General features: G+C 66.3%; 13 protein-coding genes. 4 read left to right on the top strand and 9 right to left on the bottom strand.

Translation table 11 applies throughout. The features are described from left to right. Positions 1-5 precede the first annotated feature (5 nt). Positions 6-1,283: an LLM class flavin-dependent oxidoreductase gene (locus E2K76_RS03100; protein ID WP_136682804.1), complete on the top strand. Its 1,278-nt coding sequence runs from the start codon at positions 6-8 to the stop codon at positions 1,281-1,283. On the opposite strand, the gene E2K76_RS03095 is transcribed toward E2K76_RS03100, so the two are convergent. The 5 genes from E2K76_RS03095 to E2K76_RS03075 are packed head-to-tail and all read right to left on the bottom strand — an operon-like array spanning position 1,280 to position 7,865. Beyond that, on the bottom strand, positions 1,280-2,884 hold the full coding sequence (locus E2K76_RS03095; protein WP_136682803.1) for an ABC transporter substrate-binding protein: 1,605 nt from the start codon (positions 2,882-2,884) through the stop codon (positions 1,280-1,282). The genes E2K76_RS03100 and E2K76_RS03095 overlap by 4 nt on opposite strands. 9 nt (positions 2,885-2,893) lie before the next feature. Continuing rightward, complete coding sequence (locus E2K76_RS03090) at positions 2,894-4,444, bottom strand: dipeptide ABC transporter ATP-binding protein (protein ID WP_136682802.1); 1,551 nt, start codon at positions 4,442-4,444, stop codon at positions 2,894-2,896. Further along, a complete protein-coding gene (locus E2K76_RS03085; RefSeq protein ID WP_136682801.1) occupies positions 4,441-5,313 on the bottom strand; it encodes an ABC transporter permease in 873 nt (290 codons plus the stop codon). The genes E2K76_RS03090 and E2K76_RS03085 overlap by 4 nt, the downstream gene beginning before the upstream one ends. Next, the gene (locus E2K76_RS03080; protein ID WP_136682800.1) at positions 5,314-6,243 is read right to left on the bottom strand and encodes an ABC transporter permease; all 930 of its coding nucleotides are present in this window, start codon (positions 6,241-6,243) and stop codon (positions 5,314-5,316) included. Continuing rightward, complete coding sequence (locus tag E2K76_RS03075) at positions 6,240-7,865, bottom strand: ABC transporter substrate-binding protein (RefSeq protein WP_136682799.1); 1,626 nt, start codon at positions 7,863-7,865, stop codon at positions 6,240-6,242. The genes E2K76_RS03080 and E2K76_RS03075 overlap by 4 nt, the downstream gene beginning before the upstream one ends. 264 nt (positions 7,866-8,129) lie before the next feature. On the opposite strand from E2K76_RS03075, the gene rpe reads away from it, so the two are divergent. Then, entirely contained in the window at positions 8,130-8,807 is a 678-nt protein-coding gene (gene rpe / locus E2K76_RS03070; protein WP_136682798.1) for a ribulose-phosphate 3-epimerase, read from the top strand. Here the strand turns inward: rpe and E2K76_RS03065 are convergent. The 4 genes from E2K76_RS03065 to E2K76_RS03050 are packed head-to-tail and all read right to left on the bottom strand — an operon-like array spanning position 8,804 to position 13,853. Further along, positions 8,804-9,301 (bottom strand): sarcosine oxidase subunit gamma, encoded by a 498-nt coding sequence (locus E2K76_RS03065; protein WP_136682797.1) that lies wholly within the window; start codon positions 9,299-9,301, stop codon positions 8,804-8,806. The genes rpe and E2K76_RS03065 overlap by 4 nt on opposite strands. Then, entirely contained in the window at positions 9,294-12,272 is a 2,979-nt protein-coding gene (locus E2K76_RS03060) for a sarcosine oxidase subunit alpha family protein (protein WP_136682796.1), read from the bottom strand. The genes E2K76_RS03065 and E2K76_RS03060 overlap by 8 nt, the downstream gene beginning before the upstream one ends. Further along, complete coding sequence (locus tag E2K76_RS03055) at positions 12,269-12,592, bottom strand: sarcosine oxidase subunit delta (RefSeq protein WP_136682795.1); 324 nt, start codon at positions 12,590-12,592, stop codon at positions 12,269-12,271. The genes E2K76_RS03060 and E2K76_RS03055 overlap by 4 nt, the downstream gene beginning before the upstream one ends. A gap of 13 nt (positions 12,593-12,605) precedes the next feature. Then, complete coding sequence (locus E2K76_RS03050; RefSeq protein WP_136682794.1) at positions 12,606-13,853, bottom strand: sarcosine oxidase subunit beta family protein; 1,248 nt, start codon at positions 13,851-13,853, stop codon at positions 12,606-12,608. A 161-nt stretch (positions 13,854-14,014) separates the two neighbouring features. On the opposite strand from E2K76_RS03050, the gene ccmI reads away from it, so the two are divergent. Further along, complete coding sequence (gene ccmI, locus E2K76_RS03045) at positions 14,015-15,196, top strand: c-type cytochrome biogenesis protein CcmI (protein WP_136682793.1); 1,182 nt, start codon at positions 14,015-14,017, stop codon at positions 15,194-15,196. Further along, positions 15,193-15,648 carry a Holliday junction resolvase RuvX gene (gene ruvX, locus E2K76_RS03040; protein WP_136682792.1) on the top strand — a complete coding sequence of 152 codons (456 nt, stop codon included), beginning with the start codon at positions 15,193-15,195 and terminating at the stop codon, positions 15,646-15,648. Before ccmI ends, ruvX begins: the two co-directional genes overlap by 4 nt. Positions 15,649-15,667: the final 19 nt, after the last annotated feature.

Raw genomic sequence — 15,667 nt, 5'->3', positions numbered from 1 at the left:
TTCCCATGAAAGAGATCATCCTTGGCGCGCAGTTTCCCGGCGTGAACAACTTCACCATCTGGTCCCACCCGGATGCGGGAAGCCAGATCGGCTTCGACAGCTTCCGCCATCTGGCAAAGACGCTGGAGCGTGGCAAGTTCGACTTCATGTTCCTGGCCGAAGGGCTGCGCCTGCGCGAACAAAAAGGCCGCATATACGAGATGGACGTGGCGGGCCGCCCGAACACGCTGGCGATCATGGCGGCGCTGGCGGGCGTGACCGAAGGGCTGGGCTTCATCGCCACCCTGTCCAGCACCTTCAACGATCCCTATGTTCTGGCCCGCCAGCTTGCCAGCTTCGATCACCTGTCGAACGGGCGCGCGGGTTGGAATGTGGTCACCTCGCCGGGGCCGTTCACCGGAGCGAATTTCCGGCGCGGCGATTACCTTCCGCACGATCAACGCTATGACCGTGCCCGCGATTTCGTCGATGCGGCGCGCACCCTTTGGGCCGCGCCGGGACGGGATTTCGACATCGATCTGCCGCATGCCAAGCTGAAGGGGCATTTCGGCTTTCCGCATGGCGACTACCGCCCCGTCATCGCGCAGGCGGGCGACAGTTCCGGCGGTCGCGATTTCGCGGCCAGCCACGCCGACGTCATATATTCCCGCCACGGCTCGCTGGCCGAGGGGCAGGCCTTCTATCGCGACATCCAGACCCGGCTGGGCCGGAACGGACGCGCACCCGGCAGCCTCAAGATCCTGCCCGGCGCCCATGCCATCCTTGGCGACACCGAAGAGGAAGCGCAGCACAATCTGCGCGAGGTCCGGCTGGCGCAGGTCAGCCCCCGCGCAGCCATCGCCGCGCTGGAGCAGACGTGGAACCGCGATCTGTCCGCCTATGACCCGGACGGGCCGCTGCCGGAAGTGGAACCGGATCTGGAGACGAAGCTTTCGCTGGGTCGCACCCGTCTGCACGACGATGTCACGGAAACCGTCCGCAAATGGCGCGCACTGGCCGAGGCCGAGAAGCTGTCGATCCGCGAATTGGTCATCCGCGTCACCGCCCGCAAGCATTTCGTTGGAACCCCGGCGCAGGTCGCCGCCGAGATCGACGAATATGTCCAGAGCGACGCCTGCGATGGCTTCGTCTTCGCCCCGCATTACGTTCCGGGCGGTTTCGACAGCTTCGTCGATCAGGTCATCCCGATCCTTCAGGAAAAGGGCGTGTTCCGCCGGGACTACACCGAGGGCACCTTGCGCGGGAATCTTGGTCTGACCCCTGCGCCGGCGCGCGCGGCCTAATCCTCCAGCCAGACGTCATAGGCGCTTTCGACAAGCTGGTGATAGGGGCGGAACCCCAGCCCCTTCACATGAGCCCCCGCCGCGATCTGATCTTCGGAGACGTAGAGCGGCAACGTCTGCGCCTGATTCACCAGCACCTCTCGCTGCAATTCGGCATAGATGTCGAACCGCTTGCCCGCATCCTGCTCGCCCCGCGCGGCGGCCAGAAGCTCCTGCTGGCGCGGATCGTTCGACATGCTGCCATTGTTGCGCCCGCCCTCATCGAACGGCAGGTAGTGGATGTCGAACCCATACCCCTCGGCCGAGACGTTGGAGTTGGCGTAGCCGTGATAGTCGCCCGCCTTGCGAAGGTCGTTGAAGCTGCCGGTGTCCACCGAGTGGATCAGCATCTGGATACCCGCGTTCTGGCGAAGCTGCGCCTGAATGGCCAGCGTCAGCACTTCGCGCTGGTCGCGCAAGGTGGATTGGTTCTGAATCACGTCCAGCGCCAACCGCCTGCCGTTCTTGGTGCGGAATCCGTCGGCGTCGCGTGCATCCCAGCCAGCCTCGTCCAGCAGGCGGTTCGCGAGCGCCGGATCGAAGGGCCGCGCGCCTTCGATACTGGCGTCATAGACCAACGTGTCCACCGGGCTGGCGATGCCCCAAGCGCGCTGACGACGGCCGCGATAGACCGATTGCAGCACGCCCTCCAGATCCACCGCCGCGCTGATGGCCCGCCGCACGGCAAGGTCCGACGTCGGCTCGTTCAACACGTTGAAGAACAACGTGTAGGGCGTGCCGCCGTTCAGCGCCGAGGCATAGGTGAAACCTTCGACCCCATCGAAAAGCTCGGCATCGTTGCCCGAGATGCCCTCGATCGCGTCCACCTGCCCGGACAGCAGCGCCCCGACCCGCACCGAGGATTCCGGCAGGAAGCGATACACCACACGTTCCAGATGCGGCGGACCCTGATGGCCGGCATTGGCGGCGGCCCAGTCGTAATCCTCGCGGCGCAGGAAGCTGATGTCCTGCCCCTGCACATACCGATCCAACGTGAAGGGCCCCGTCCCGGCGACGCCCTCGCCCGCCTTCAGCCCCGGCGCATCGAAGGACGGGGTCGAGATCAGCTCCAGCGCCGCGGCAAAGGACAGGAAGGCGGCATAGGGTTCGGACAGCTCCAACTCCATCACGTTGCCCTTCGCCCGCGCTTCCTTCAGGTATTGCACCGGGCCGGTGGACAGCGCGCCGGTATATTCGACATCGGCGAACCGGGTGAAGTTCAACGCCACCGTTTCCGCATCCAGCGGACTGCCATCGCTGAAGGTCACGCCCGGACGCAGGGTGAAGCGGTAGATCAGCCCGTCCTCGCTGACGTCATACCCCGTTGCGAGCCACGGCACATAACCGCCCGCCGCGTCGCGCGACAAAAGCGGTTCATACAGGTTGCGCACCAGCATCTTGGTCTTGGCAAGGTTGTGGATATGCGGGTTCAGCGTCAGCGGCGCGTTCTCGATCCCGAAGGTCAGCGTCCCGCCCGTCTGCGCGCGCAGCGGCAGCGCCAGCGTTGCGGCACCGGCAAGGACACCGGCGCCAAAGGCCCGGCGGGTCAGCGAAAAGGGCATTGTCGTCTCCTAGAGCGTGGGGATGGCCGCGATCAGCTCGCGGGTATAGGGGGCTTTGGGCGCGGTGAAGACGCGGGTGACGTCGCCCTCCTCGACCACCTCGCCGCCACGCATGACGATCATGCGGTCGGTCAGGTGATGCACCACGCCCAGATCGTGCGAGATGAACAATAGCGCCGTGCCGAATTCGGCCTGAAGTTCGGCCAGAAGGTCCAGCACCTGCGCCTGGATCGACACATCCAGCGCGGATACGGGTTCGTCCGCGACGATCAACCGGGGGCGCGGGGCAAAGGCGCGGGCGATGGCGACGCGCTGGCGCTGCCCGCCCGACAGATCGCGCGGGCGGCTTTGCAGGAACCGCTCGGGCAGATGCACGGCCTCCAGCACCTCGCGCACGCGGGCGCGGCGTTCGGCCCCAAAGACGCCCAGCGTGTCGAGGCTTTCGCCCACGATCCGTTCGACCGTGTAACGCGGATCGAAGGATCCAAGCGGGTCCTGCGCGATCAACTGCACGCCTGCGCGCAGGGGGCGCCGCTGCACCTCGGGTATCCGCGAAAATTGCTGCCCATCCAGAAGGATGCGCCCGCTGTCAGGCTCGGTCAGCCCCATGACCATCCGCGCGACCGTCGTCTTGCCCGACCCGGATTCGCCGACGATGCCCAACGCCTCGCCCGCAGCAAGCCGGAACGAAACGCCGTTCACCGCCGGGGTGCCGGAAAAGCGTTTGTGCAGATCCTGCACCTCCAGCACCGTGCGCGAGGCGTCGATGTGTTTCGGCGGCAGCGGATCGGCCCCGCGCGGGGCAAGCCGTTTGCCCCGTGATGCGGCGGTCGGGATCGCATCCAGAAGCTGGCGGGTATAGGGGTGGCGCGGATGGCGCAGAACCTCCGACGTCGGCCCTTCTTCGACCACGCGGCCGTTTCGCATGACCAGCACACGGCTGGCCAGACGCGCCACCACCGCAAGGTCGTGGCTGATCAGCAGCAGCGCATTGCCCGCCGCCTTGCGCGCCTCCAGCAGATCGAGGATCTGCTTTTGCACCGTCACATCCAGCGCGGTCGTCGGCTCGTCCGCGATGACCAGCGCCGGCTCCCGCGCGATGGCGGTGCCGATCAGCGCGCGCTGGCGCAGCCCGCCCGACAGCTGGTGCGGATATTGCGGCAGGCGCGTCTCGGGCGCGGGAATGCCGACCGAGGACAATATCCGCAGCGCCCCTGCGCGGTCAGGCGCGCCCGCATCGGCCACCTGCTGTCCTATCCGCCGCAGCGGATCAAGCGAGGTCAGCGCGTCCTGAAGGACATAGCCGATGCGCCGCCCACGAATGCGCCGCCAGTCGCGCTCGGCATGGGTGCGGACATCCTCGCCATCGATGGTGAAGCGTTCGGCCCGGACGATGCCGCCAAGGCCCAGAAGGCTGCGCGCGGTCACCGATTTCCCGGACCCGGATTCGCCCACCAGCGCCACGGATTCCCCCGGTGCGATGGTCAGGTCGATCCCGTGCACCACCTCGCCCACGCCGGGAAAGGCGATGTGCAGACCCTTGATGTCGATCAGGCTCATCCGCGCCTCCCCTCGAATGCGGCCTGCCAGCGGCGACCGATGACCCCGGTCGCGATGACCGTCAGCGTGATCGCGATGCCCGGCCATGCGCCGATCCACCACGCGTTGCGAAGATAGTTGCGCCCCTCGGACAGCATCGCGCCCCATTCGGGCGCAGGCGGCTGCGGTCCCATCCCAAGGAACGACAGCCCTGCCGAGCCAATGATGGTGGTCCCAAGGCCGATGGTCGCCATGATCGGCACATGCGCGATGGCATGGGGCAGGACGTGGCGCGTGACCAGTTTCCAGCGCGGCAGGCCGAAGGTGCGTGCCTGTTCGACATAGCCCGACTGCGCGATCACGAATGTCTGGCTGCGGACCACGCGCGCGAAACGCGGGATGGACGCGACGCCCAGCGCGAAGATCAGGTTCACCGTCCCCGGTCCTGTGAACCCGATCAGCACCAGCGCGAGCAAAAGGTCGGGAAAGGCGGACACCACATCCAGAAAGCGCGAGATCGCTTCGTCCAGCAGCCCTCGCGCAAGACCCGCGATCAGGCCAAGCAACGTGCCGAACACCATCGCCAACACCGTGGCCGAGGCACCGATCAACAACGAATACCGCGCGCCATGGACGACGCGGGCAAAGATGTCGCGCCCCAGATGGTCGGTGCCGAACCAATGCGCGGCCCCCGGTGCAAGCTGAGCCGCAAGCGGATCGGCTGCCACCGGATCATAGCCGGTCAAAAGCTGAGGCCATGCCGCGCCAAGCGCCACCGCCAGCAGGAACAGGCACGCAAGCGCGGCACCCCATTCGCGGCGTGCCAGCCGCAGGGCACGGCGCAGCGGGCCCGGCCCGCGCGGAATATCGAAGGCGTTCTGCAAGGTCATCTACCTTCCCCCCGTCCTGATGCGCGGGTCCAGCGCAAGGCACAGCAGATCGACCGCCGTGCTGAGCGTGACATAGATGGCCGAGGAAAAGATCGCGACCGCCAGCACTACTGGGATGTCCTTGGACAGCACCGCATCCACCGTCACGCGCCCAAGACCGGGACGCCCAAAAACCTGCTCCGTGATGACCGCACCGCCCAGCAGCCCGCCGATCAGCCAGCCCGCCAGCGTGACCGAGGGGATGGCCGCGTGGCGCAGCGCGTGGCGCAGCCGCAACGTGCCCTCGCCCGCGCCCCAGCTTCGCACGGTCAGCGCGAATGGCTCCTCCAGCGCGCGCTCCAGACTTTGGCGCAGCACCTGCGCGACGACCGCGCCCAGCGACAGGCCCAATGCCAGTGCCGGCAGCACCAGTGCGGAGAAACTGCGATCGCCCGCGACGGGGAATATCTTCAGCGTGAAGCTGAAGACGTAAAGCAGCACGATCCCCAGCCAGAAACTGGGGGTGGAGACCAGAAACAGCTCCAGACCGCCCATGATGCGCCCGCCGATGGGGCGATGCGCGGTCAGAAGCGCCGTCACCACCGCAAAGACCACCGCGACCACGAAGGCGGCCGCCGTCAGCTTCAACGTCGGCAGAAGCTGTCCGGTCAACAGCGGGAACACGTCGGTCTGGAGCATGTAGGAACGACCGAAATCCCCCTGCAGGACGCGCCCCAGATAGGACAGGTATTGAACGATCAGCGGTCGGTCCAACCCCCATTCGGCGCGGATCGCGGCCTCCACCTCGGGCGCGGGGATCTGATCGCCGACGATGATGTCCACGATGTCGCCGGGCGCGACATGCACCGACAGGAAGGCCAGCGTGATCGCCGCCAGAAGCACCAGAGCGCCGGACAGCACACGTCCGGCTATACGGCGGCCAAGGGTCATATCCGCGCCCCCTCGTCCAGCCAGACGGAATGCAGGCTGTCCGGCTGCGCAAGATAGGGGCGAAAGCCGAGCCCTTGGACATGCGCGCCCGCCGCGATCTGGTCCTCGGGGACGTAAAGCGGCAGGGCATAGGCCTTCTGCCGGATCGCCAAGTCCTGAACCTGCGCGTAAAGCGCCTTGCGGGTGGCGGTGTCCTGCGTTGCGGCGGCGGCAGCCAGCCACTCGACCACTTCGGGATCGTTAATGCGGGCATAGTTGATGGACCCGCCCCGGTCGATCGGCAGGTAATGGTATTCGATATCCAACCCGTCATTGGCCGGGGTGCGGGAGTTCGGGATCGACCCGTAATCCCCCCCCTTGCGCCGCGCCGAATAGGTCCCGAGGTCCACATATTGCAGGTCCAGCAGGATGCCCGCGTTCTGCCGCGCCTGCGCCTGAAGCGCCAGCAACAACACGTCGCGCTGGTCGCGCACGGTCGCCTGCGATTGCACCACCTCGATCGACAGGCGTTTGCCGTCCTTGGTGCGGAACCCGTCCGCATCGCGCGCGGTCCAGCCCGCCCCGTCCAGCAGGCGGTTCGCCTCGGCAGGGTCGAAGGCGAAGGAGCGCTCGATGGAGGCGTCATAGAAATCCGCCTCGGTCGGGCCGCTGATCCCCCATGCCCGCTGCCGTTCCCCGCGATAGACCGAGGCGAGCACCCCGTCGATATCGAGCGCCGCGAACAGCGCCTTTCGCACGGCAAGATCGGCGGTCGGCCCGTGCTGGGCGTTCAGGAACAACGTATAGGGCGTCCCCGTATTCAGCGCGCGGGCATAGCTGAAGCCCGGCACATCGCGGAACAGGCTGACATCGTTGCCGGAAATCCCCTCGATCACATCGACCTGTCCCGAGGACAGCGCACCGATCCTGACGGCGGATTCGCCAAGGAACCGGAAGGTCGCGCCCTCCAGCAAGGCCGGGCCCTGATGCGCGGCATCCGCCGGGGCCCACTGGTAGTCGGGATTGCGGCGAAGACGGATTTCCTGCCCCTTGGCATAGGCGTCGAGGATGAAGGGCCCCGTTCCCGCAACCGCCGGTCCCCCCGCCTTCAGCTGATCTGACGCATATGCCGCGGGCGACAGTATCTCCAGCCCCGCTGCGAAACCGAGGAAAGGTGCATAGGGCCGGGAAAGCGTGATGCGCAGGACGAGCGGGCCGGTCGCCTCAACTGCCGCGATCGCCGCCGCCGGACCCTCGGCCAACGAGGGCGCATAGGCGACGTCGCGCACCGCCTCGAACGTCGCAGCCAGCGCGGCGGCGTCCAGTGGCACGCCGTCGTGAAACCGAATGCCGGGCCGGAGAGTGAAGTCATAGACCAGCCCGTCCGACGAAACCTCATACCCTTCGGCCAACCACGGAACGAAGCCCCCCTGCGCATCGCGCGCCAGCAGAGTGTCGTAGAGGTTGCGCAGGATGACGCGCGCCTTCGCCTGTCCGTTCAGGTGCGGGTTCAGCGTCGTCGGTTCGCTTTCGATGCCGAAGGTGATCGTGCCGCCCTTGGCCGGGGCGGCGAACGCCCTGCCGCCGACCGCCAACAAAGCCGCTGCGGGAAACAATTTCAAAAGGTCGCGCCTGCGGGGCATTCCCACTCCTCCGATGCCGATTTCCGCCGAGTATTTGAGGCCGTTCGGCCAAGATCAACGCGCGAACTGGCGGCGTTCCAATTACAGAAGCTGGTTCTCCGCAGGGTCGTCTTTGCAGTCGGCGGCTTTCGCGCGCACCCGTCCGCGCCGATATTTTGCCCCGGCCCTGTTCGCCCTGCCCGATTCTCCATCGCGCAATCTTGCCTTCCCCTTGCAGGCGAAGGGGGCTATTCAACCGCACGTCACGCCGATGGAGGTTTAGAGATGACATTCGACCGCAGCCTGAAGATCGCGCCCTCCATCCTTTCGGCGGATTTCGCCAATTTCGGCGCCGAGTGTCGCGCCATCGAGGCGCAGGGCGCCGACTGGGTGCATGTGGACGTGATGGACGGGCACTTCGTGCCGAACCTGACCTTCGGCCCCGCCACCTGCAAGGCGATCCGCCCGCACATCAAGGGCGTGATGGACGTCCACCTGATGATCGCGCCCGTCGAAACCTATATCCAGGCCTATGCCGATGCGGGTGCGGACGTCATCACCGCGCATCTGGAGGCTGGGCCGCATATCCACCGCACGCTTCAGGCGATCCGGGCCACCGGTGCAAAGGCCGGTCTGGCCCTGAACCCCGGCACGGGGATCGAGGCGGTGGAGTATCTTCTGGACCTGACCGACCTGATCTGCGTGATGACAGTGAACCCCGGCTTCGGCGGGCAAAGCTTCATCCATAGCCAAGTTGAAAAGGTCCGCAAGCTGCGCGCGATGATCGGCGACCGTCCGATCCATATCGAGATCGACGGCGGCGTGACGCCCGAAACCGCGCCCTTGGTGGTGGCAGCGGGGGCGGATGTGCTTGTTGCGGGATCGGCCGTATTCAAAGGCGGATCGGTGGATCGTCCGGAAGTCTATGGGCAGAACATCCGGGCGATCCGCGCTTCGGTCTAGATCTCTGATCCGGGCTGCGCCGAATGGGACAGCAGCCCGAACACATACCGCGCGACGGAGCGGAAGCAGAAAAGGCGGAACCCGTCCTCGTGCCGCCAGACGGCCGCCGCCACCTGCCCTGCGCGGCTGCGGCGGATCTCGCCCACTGGCAGGGTGCGGAAGTCAACCGGCATCAGCTTCGACAGCACATCGGCGGCCTTCGGGCCGGTGATGTCGAACACCGCGCGGGAATCCGACACATCGACCGCAAGGTGATGGATGCCGACCAGCGCCGCGTCCAGTTCGGTGATTTTCGCCGCAGCATCGGCATAGGGCACGAAGATCAGGTATTCGTCGGGGGACATCCACGCGACGTTGCCCGCGATCTGCCGCTGGCCCGGCACGGTGCCAAGCGCGGCGTCCAGCGCCGCTCCGGGTTTCGCGCGCAGCGTGATCATCCCGACCGGACCTGCATCCGCGACCTTGGCGAAACCTTCGAACAGCATCTCAGACATCCTGCTTCGCCCCTTCCTTGTCATAGAAGACCTGATCGACGATCTTCGCCTTGGTCAGCGTGCCGTCCAGCTTGGTGAATTCGATCACCTCGCCCATCCGCTCGGGCCCGCGCAGCACCAGACCCATCGCGATCCCGCGCCCCAGCGTGGGCGAGTGATAGGTCGAGGTCACGCGCCCCTGCGTATTGCGCTGCCCGTTGGCGTTCCGCCCTTCGCCGGGGGCATAGGCGCCATCTTCCAGCACAGAGCCGTCCAGCGTCTCCAGCCCGACCAGTTTCCAGCGGTCGGGGGAGGCCAGGAAGGCCCGCTCCTGACCGCGCTTGCCAAGGTAGTCGGCCTTCTTCTTGGAAATCGCCCAAGCGAGGTTCAGGTCCTGCGGGATTACCGTGCCGTCGGTCTCGTCCCCGATCATGATGAAGCCCTTTTCGGCGCGCATCACATGCAGGCATTCGGTGCCATAGGGCATCGCACCAAGCTCGGCCCCCGCTGCCACGCAGGCATCCCAGAACGCGCGGCCTTCGTTCGCAGGAACCGCGATCTCGTAGGACAATTCACCCGAGAAGCTGATGCGATAGACACGCGCGCGGAAGCCGCCAAGCGTGCCGTCCTGCCATTGCATGAAAGGCAGCGTTTCCTTGGAAACATCCATCCCGCCAAGTTTTTCCAGCAGCTTGCGCGCGTTCGGCCCGACCACCGCGACCTGTGCAAATTGCTCGGTCACGTTGGCGGTGAAGACCTGCCAGTCCCACCATTCGCATTGCAGCCAGTCCTCCATCCACGCATGGATGCGGTCCGCCCCGCCCGAGGTGGTGTGGCAGAGCCACGTCTCATCGTCGATGCGCGCCACCACGCCGTCGTCCGACAAAAAGCCCTGTTCGTTGCACATCAGGCCATAGCGGCATTTTCCGACTGGCAGCGTGGACATCATGTTGGTGTAAAGCATGTCGAGGAACCGCCCCGCATCCGGCCCCTTCACGATGATCTTGCCAAGGGTCGAGGCATCCAGAAGGCCCACATTCTTGCGGGTGTTGGACACCTCGCGCATGACGGCCTGATGGCTCGTCTCGCCCGGATGGCGATAGCAATAGGGGCGACGCCAGAGGCCAACCGGCTCCCATTCGACGTCATGGGTTTCGTGCCATTCGTGGATCGGCGTGCGGCGAAGGGGCTGGAAGATTTCGTCCCGCGCCTCGCCCGCCAGCGCGCCGATGGTGACGGGCGTGTATGGCGGACGGAAGGTGGTGGTGCCGACCTGCGGGATGTCGATGGACAACGCTTGCGAAAGGACCGCCAGACCGTTGATGTTGCTCAGCTTCCCTTGATCCGTCGCCATGCCCAGCGTGGTGTAGCGCTTGGTATGTTCGACCGAGGTATACCCCTCGCGCGCGGCAAGCTGGACGTCGGACACCTTCACGTCGTTCTGGTAATCCAGCCACATCTTGGCGCGCAGATCCGGCCCCGCGCCTTGCGGCATCACCCAGATCGCGGCAACCGGCGCTTCTTGGGGAACGGTGGCTTGGGGCACATTGCCGCCGCCTGCCGCCTGCGTCGCGTCCGCGAGCACCGCATCCGCCGTCAGCGCACCAGAAGCGGAGCCCGCGGTCACGACCATCCCTTGCCCGTCCTGCCCGGTCGGCGGGCGGTCCGGGTCGGGGCGGAAATGGGCATTCGCCTCATCCCAGATCAGCTTGCCGCCGCAATGGCTCCAAAGATGGACCACAGGCGACCAGCCGCCCGACATGGCGACGGAATCGCAGGCCACGGTTTCCAGAACCGCGCCCTGACCCGCCTGCGCGCAGGTGGCGACGCCGGTGACGCGCTTGCCTCCCTTGACCGCAGCGATGGCGCGGCCGGTTTCCACCCGGATACCCATGGCGCGGGCGCGGCGCGGCAATTCGCCATCGGCAACCGGACGCGCATCCAGAACCGCGGGCACCGACAGCCCCGCCTCGACCAGCAGGATCGCGGTGCGATAGGCGTCGTCGTTATTGGTCACGACAACGGTGCGATCCCCCGGCGCGACCGCGTGGTTCACGACGAAATCGCGCACCGAACCCGCCAGCATCACGCCCGGAACGTCATTTCCAGCAAAGCTGAGCGGGCGTTCGATGGCCCCTTGGGCCGCGATGACCTTGGCCGCCCGAATGCGCCACAGCCGTTTTCGCGGACGCCCATCGGCCGGGGAGTGGTCGGCGATCTTCTCCTCCGCCAGCACATAGCCGTGGTCATAGACGCCCGCGCCCATGGTCCGAAGGCGGAGCGTGACGTTTTCCATCCCTTCAAGCTCTTGGACGGCGTTGTCGATCCATTCGCCGGCGGTCAGTCCGTCGATCTCGACCTCGTCCACCGGGGCACGCCCGCCCCAATGGGCTGTCTGCTCCAGCACCAGCACGCGCGCGCCCGAACGTCCCGCCACCAGCGCCGCCTGAAGCCCCGCGATCCCGCCGCCGATCACCAGTATGTCGGCGAAGTCATAGGCCTGTTCATAGCGGTCCGCGTCGCGGTCGATCGGTGCTTTGCCAAGCCCTGCGGAACGCCGGATGATCGGCTCGAACACATGTTTCCACGCGAAACGCGGGTGGATGAAGGTCTTGTAATAGAAGCCGCCCGGCAGGAATCGCGCGGCATAGTTGTTCACGACCCCCACGTCGAATTCGAGGCTCGGCCAATGGTTCTGGCTGGTCGCGGTCAACCCGTCGAACAGCTCGGTCGTGGTGACGCGCTGGTTCGGCTCGAACCGCGACCCGGTGCCGAGGCCGACCAGGGCGTTCGGCTCCTCGGGGCCGGCCGCGACGATGCCGCGCGGGCGGTGGTATTTGAAGCTGCGGCCCACCAGCATCTGATCGTTCGCCAGCAGCGCCGATGCAAGCGTGTCGCCAAGAAAGCCGCGCATCTTCTTGCCGTTGAACGAAAATGTGCGCGGGGCGCGGCGGTCGATCAGACGACCGCCACAGGCAAGACGGGTGCTCATTTATATCCCTCCCAGCCCGGACGGCGGGTCTTTACGGCGTCGATGATGTGCTGCGGCGGTTCCGCCGTCTGCGCGGGGTATGTCCCGAACACCTCCAGCGTGGCGGTGCAGCGGGCGGCGATGAACCATTTCCCGCAGCCATAGGCATGGCGCCAGCGTTCGAAATGCACGCCCTTGGGGTTTTTGCGCGCGAACATGTAATCCTCGAACTCTTGGTCCGACGAACCGGGGCCGAAGCGTTTCAGATGCGCCTCGCCGCCGGGCGACAGTTCGGTTTCCTCGGCGCGGATGCCGCAATGCGGGCATTCAAGGATCAGCATTGGTCACCCCGTTTCAATGTGCCACCCCCGCAGCTACGCTTTCGTCGATGAACCGACCTTCCTTGAAGCGGTCGATGCTGAATTCCGCCGCCAGCGGCCCCGGCTCGCCCTTGGCCACCAGTTCGGCCATCGCCCAGCCCGATCCGGGGATCGCCTTGAATCCGCCGGTGCCCCAACCGCAGTTGATGAAGCAGCCCGCCAGCGGCGTCTTGGAAATCAGTGGCGAGCGGTCGCCAGTCATGTCCACGATCCCGCCCCATTGCCGCAGCATCTTCAGGCGGCTGATCATCGGGAACGTCTCGATCAGCGCGCGCAAGGTTTCCTCGATATGATGGAAAGACCCGCGCTGGGTATAGTTGTTGAACCCGTCCGTGCCGCCCCCGATCACCATCTCGCCCTTGTCGGACTGGGACATGTAGCCGTGGACGGTGTTGGCCATCACCACCACGTCCATGCAGGGCTTGATCGGTTCGGACACCAGCGCCTGAAGCGCCATGGATTCCACCGGCAGACGGAAACCCGCCATCGCCGCGACCTGACCCGAATGGCCCGCGACGACGATGCCCAGCTTCTTGCAGCCGATATGGCCCTTGGTCGTCTCGACCCCCGTGACCTGCCCGCCTTCGGATCGGACCCCCGTCACCTCGCATTGCTGGATGATGTGCATCCCCATCGCCGAACAGGCGCGGGCATAGCCCCATGCCACGGCGTCATGCCGCGCCGTGCCGCCGCGTTCCTGATACAGCGCCCCAAGTATGGGATAGCGCGGGCCATGGATGTTGATGATCGGCACCAGCTCCTTGACCTTCTCCGGCCCGATCCATTCCGTCTTCACACCCTGAAGATTGTTGGCATGGACCGTCCGCAGATAGCCGCGAACCTCGTGATGGGTCTGTGCCAGCATCAACAAACCGCGAGGGCTGAACATGACGTTGTAGTTCAGGTCCTGGCTCAGGTTCTCATAAAGCGACAGCGCCTTGTCGTAGATCGCGGCCGACGGGTCTTGCAGATAGTTCGAGCGGATGATGGTCGTATTCCGGCCCGTATTGCCGCCGCCAAGCCAACCCTTCTCGATCACCGCAATATTGGTGATGCCGAAATTCTTCCCAAGATAATAAGCGGTTGCAAGGCCATGCCCGCCCGCACCCACGATCACCACGTCATAGGAGGCCCGCGGCTCGGGCGAGGCCCACGCCCTTTCCCATCCGGTATGATGGCGCATCGCCTCGCGGGCGATAGCGAAAACGGAATAGCGTCTCATGGGGCCCCTGTCGCTTCTATTCTTGTCAGTCTGTTCTGGATCCCGGCGCATCGAAAGCCGCTTCCGGTTGCGGCACAATCGCTCCAAATGCGACATCGCCGCAAGACGGCATTGCGGCCCCCCGGCCCGGCGGGATAGATGGCTGGCAAAAGGGGGACGCGATGACCGTCTGGATCTTCTGGCTCGTGGCAGGCGCGCTCGGCTTGGCCGTGGCGGGCGTTCTGATGCGCGGGTTCTGGCGCGATACCGAAGCGGCGGACCGCACGGACCTGCACATCTATCGCCAGCAGCTTCGGGACGTGGATCGCGATCTGGACCGCGGCACGCTGGCCAAGGCCGAGGGCGAAAGACTGCGGCTGGAAATCTCGCGCAGGCTGCTGGATGCGGACCGGGCGGCTGCGGTGCCGAACCGGGGGCGCGGCCCGGTTCTGGGGGGCGTTCTGGTGGCGGTTGCCGTGGGTGCGGCGGTGCTGGGGTATCTGCGGCTGGGCGCGCCCGGCTATGCCGACCTGCCACTGGCCGGGCGGATTGAAGCGACCGAGGCGCTGCGCGCGAGCCGCCCCTCGCAGCAAGAGGCGCAGGCGGCGTTCACCCCGCAGCAGGTGCAGGTGGATGACGAGTTCGCGGCACTGATGCAGCGTCTGCGCGAGGCTGTCGCCGCCAACCCGGACGATCTGCGCGGCTGGCAGCTTCTGGCGCGGAACGAGGGCGCCTCGGGCAATTACGCCGCAGCAGCCGATGCGCAGGCGCGCGTGGTGGATCTGGGCGAAGGCGGCGCATCCGACCGCGCGGCCTTGGCCGAGGCGATGATCCTTGCCGCCGGCGGCTATGTCTCGCCCGAGGCGGAGCGGGTGTTGTCCGACGCGCTGGCACGCGATGCGCAGCAGCCGCTGGCGCTTTACTATTCCGGGCTGACGATGGCCCAGGGCGGGCGCGAGGACCTTGCGTTCCGGCTATGGCGCACGGCCCTGCGCGTTGCGCCGGATGCAGGGTTTGCCCCCATCATCCGCGCGGCGATGCCCGACCTTGCCGCCCGCGCGGGCGCGCGGTGGGAGGAAGACGCACCCGTTGGCCCCTCGCCCGAACAGATCGAAGCGATGTCCGGCCTCGACCCCGAGGCGCGTCAGGCGGCGATAGGGGCGATGGTGCAGCGCCTGTCGGACCGTTTGGCGACTCGCGGCGGAACGGCGGATGAATGGGCGCGCCTGATCTCGTCCTATGGCGTGCTTGGCCAGACCGACCGCGCCGCGACCATCTGGAACGAGGCGCGACAGATCTTCACCAACGACGGCGAGTTGGCGATCGTCCGCGCCGCCGCAGTCCAAGCCGGAGTTGCCGAATGATCGAGGAATTCGCCGCCAGCCTGCCGTCGCACGGGGCCGTCGCGGGACTGGATTTCGGGGACAAGACCATCGGCGTCGCGGTGTCGGACACGTTCCGGCAAGTTGCGAGTCCGCTGCTGACGATCCGCCGCGTCAAATTCACCACCGATGCCGAGGAGTTGCTGGCGCTGGTCGCCAAACGGGGCATCGTGGGGCTGGTGCTCGGCCTGCCTTTGAACATGGATGGAACCGAAGGGCCGCGCGTGCAGAAGACCCGTGCCTTTGCTCGCAACCTGTCACGCCTGACGCCGCTGCCGATCGGGTTCTGGGACGAACGTCTGTCCACCGTCGCCGCCGAACGCGCGCTGCTGGAGGCCGACACTTCACGCCGTCGTCGGGCCGAGGTGATCGACCATGTCGCCGCCGGTTACATCCTGCAGGGTGCGCTGGATCGGATGCGCCATCTCCGATAGCCAAGGCCCGTCGGTCACG

It is taken from the genome of Falsirhodobacter xinxiangensis, from assembly GCF_004959935.1.
In the GTDB taxonomy this organism is placed as follows: domain Bacteria; phylum Pseudomonadota; class Alphaproteobacteria; order Rhodobacterales; family Rhodobacteraceae; genus Falsirhodobacter; species Falsirhodobacter xinxiangensis.
Note: the sequence above shows the minus strand (reverse complement) of the source record. Positions and strands in the feature narration are given on the sequence as shown.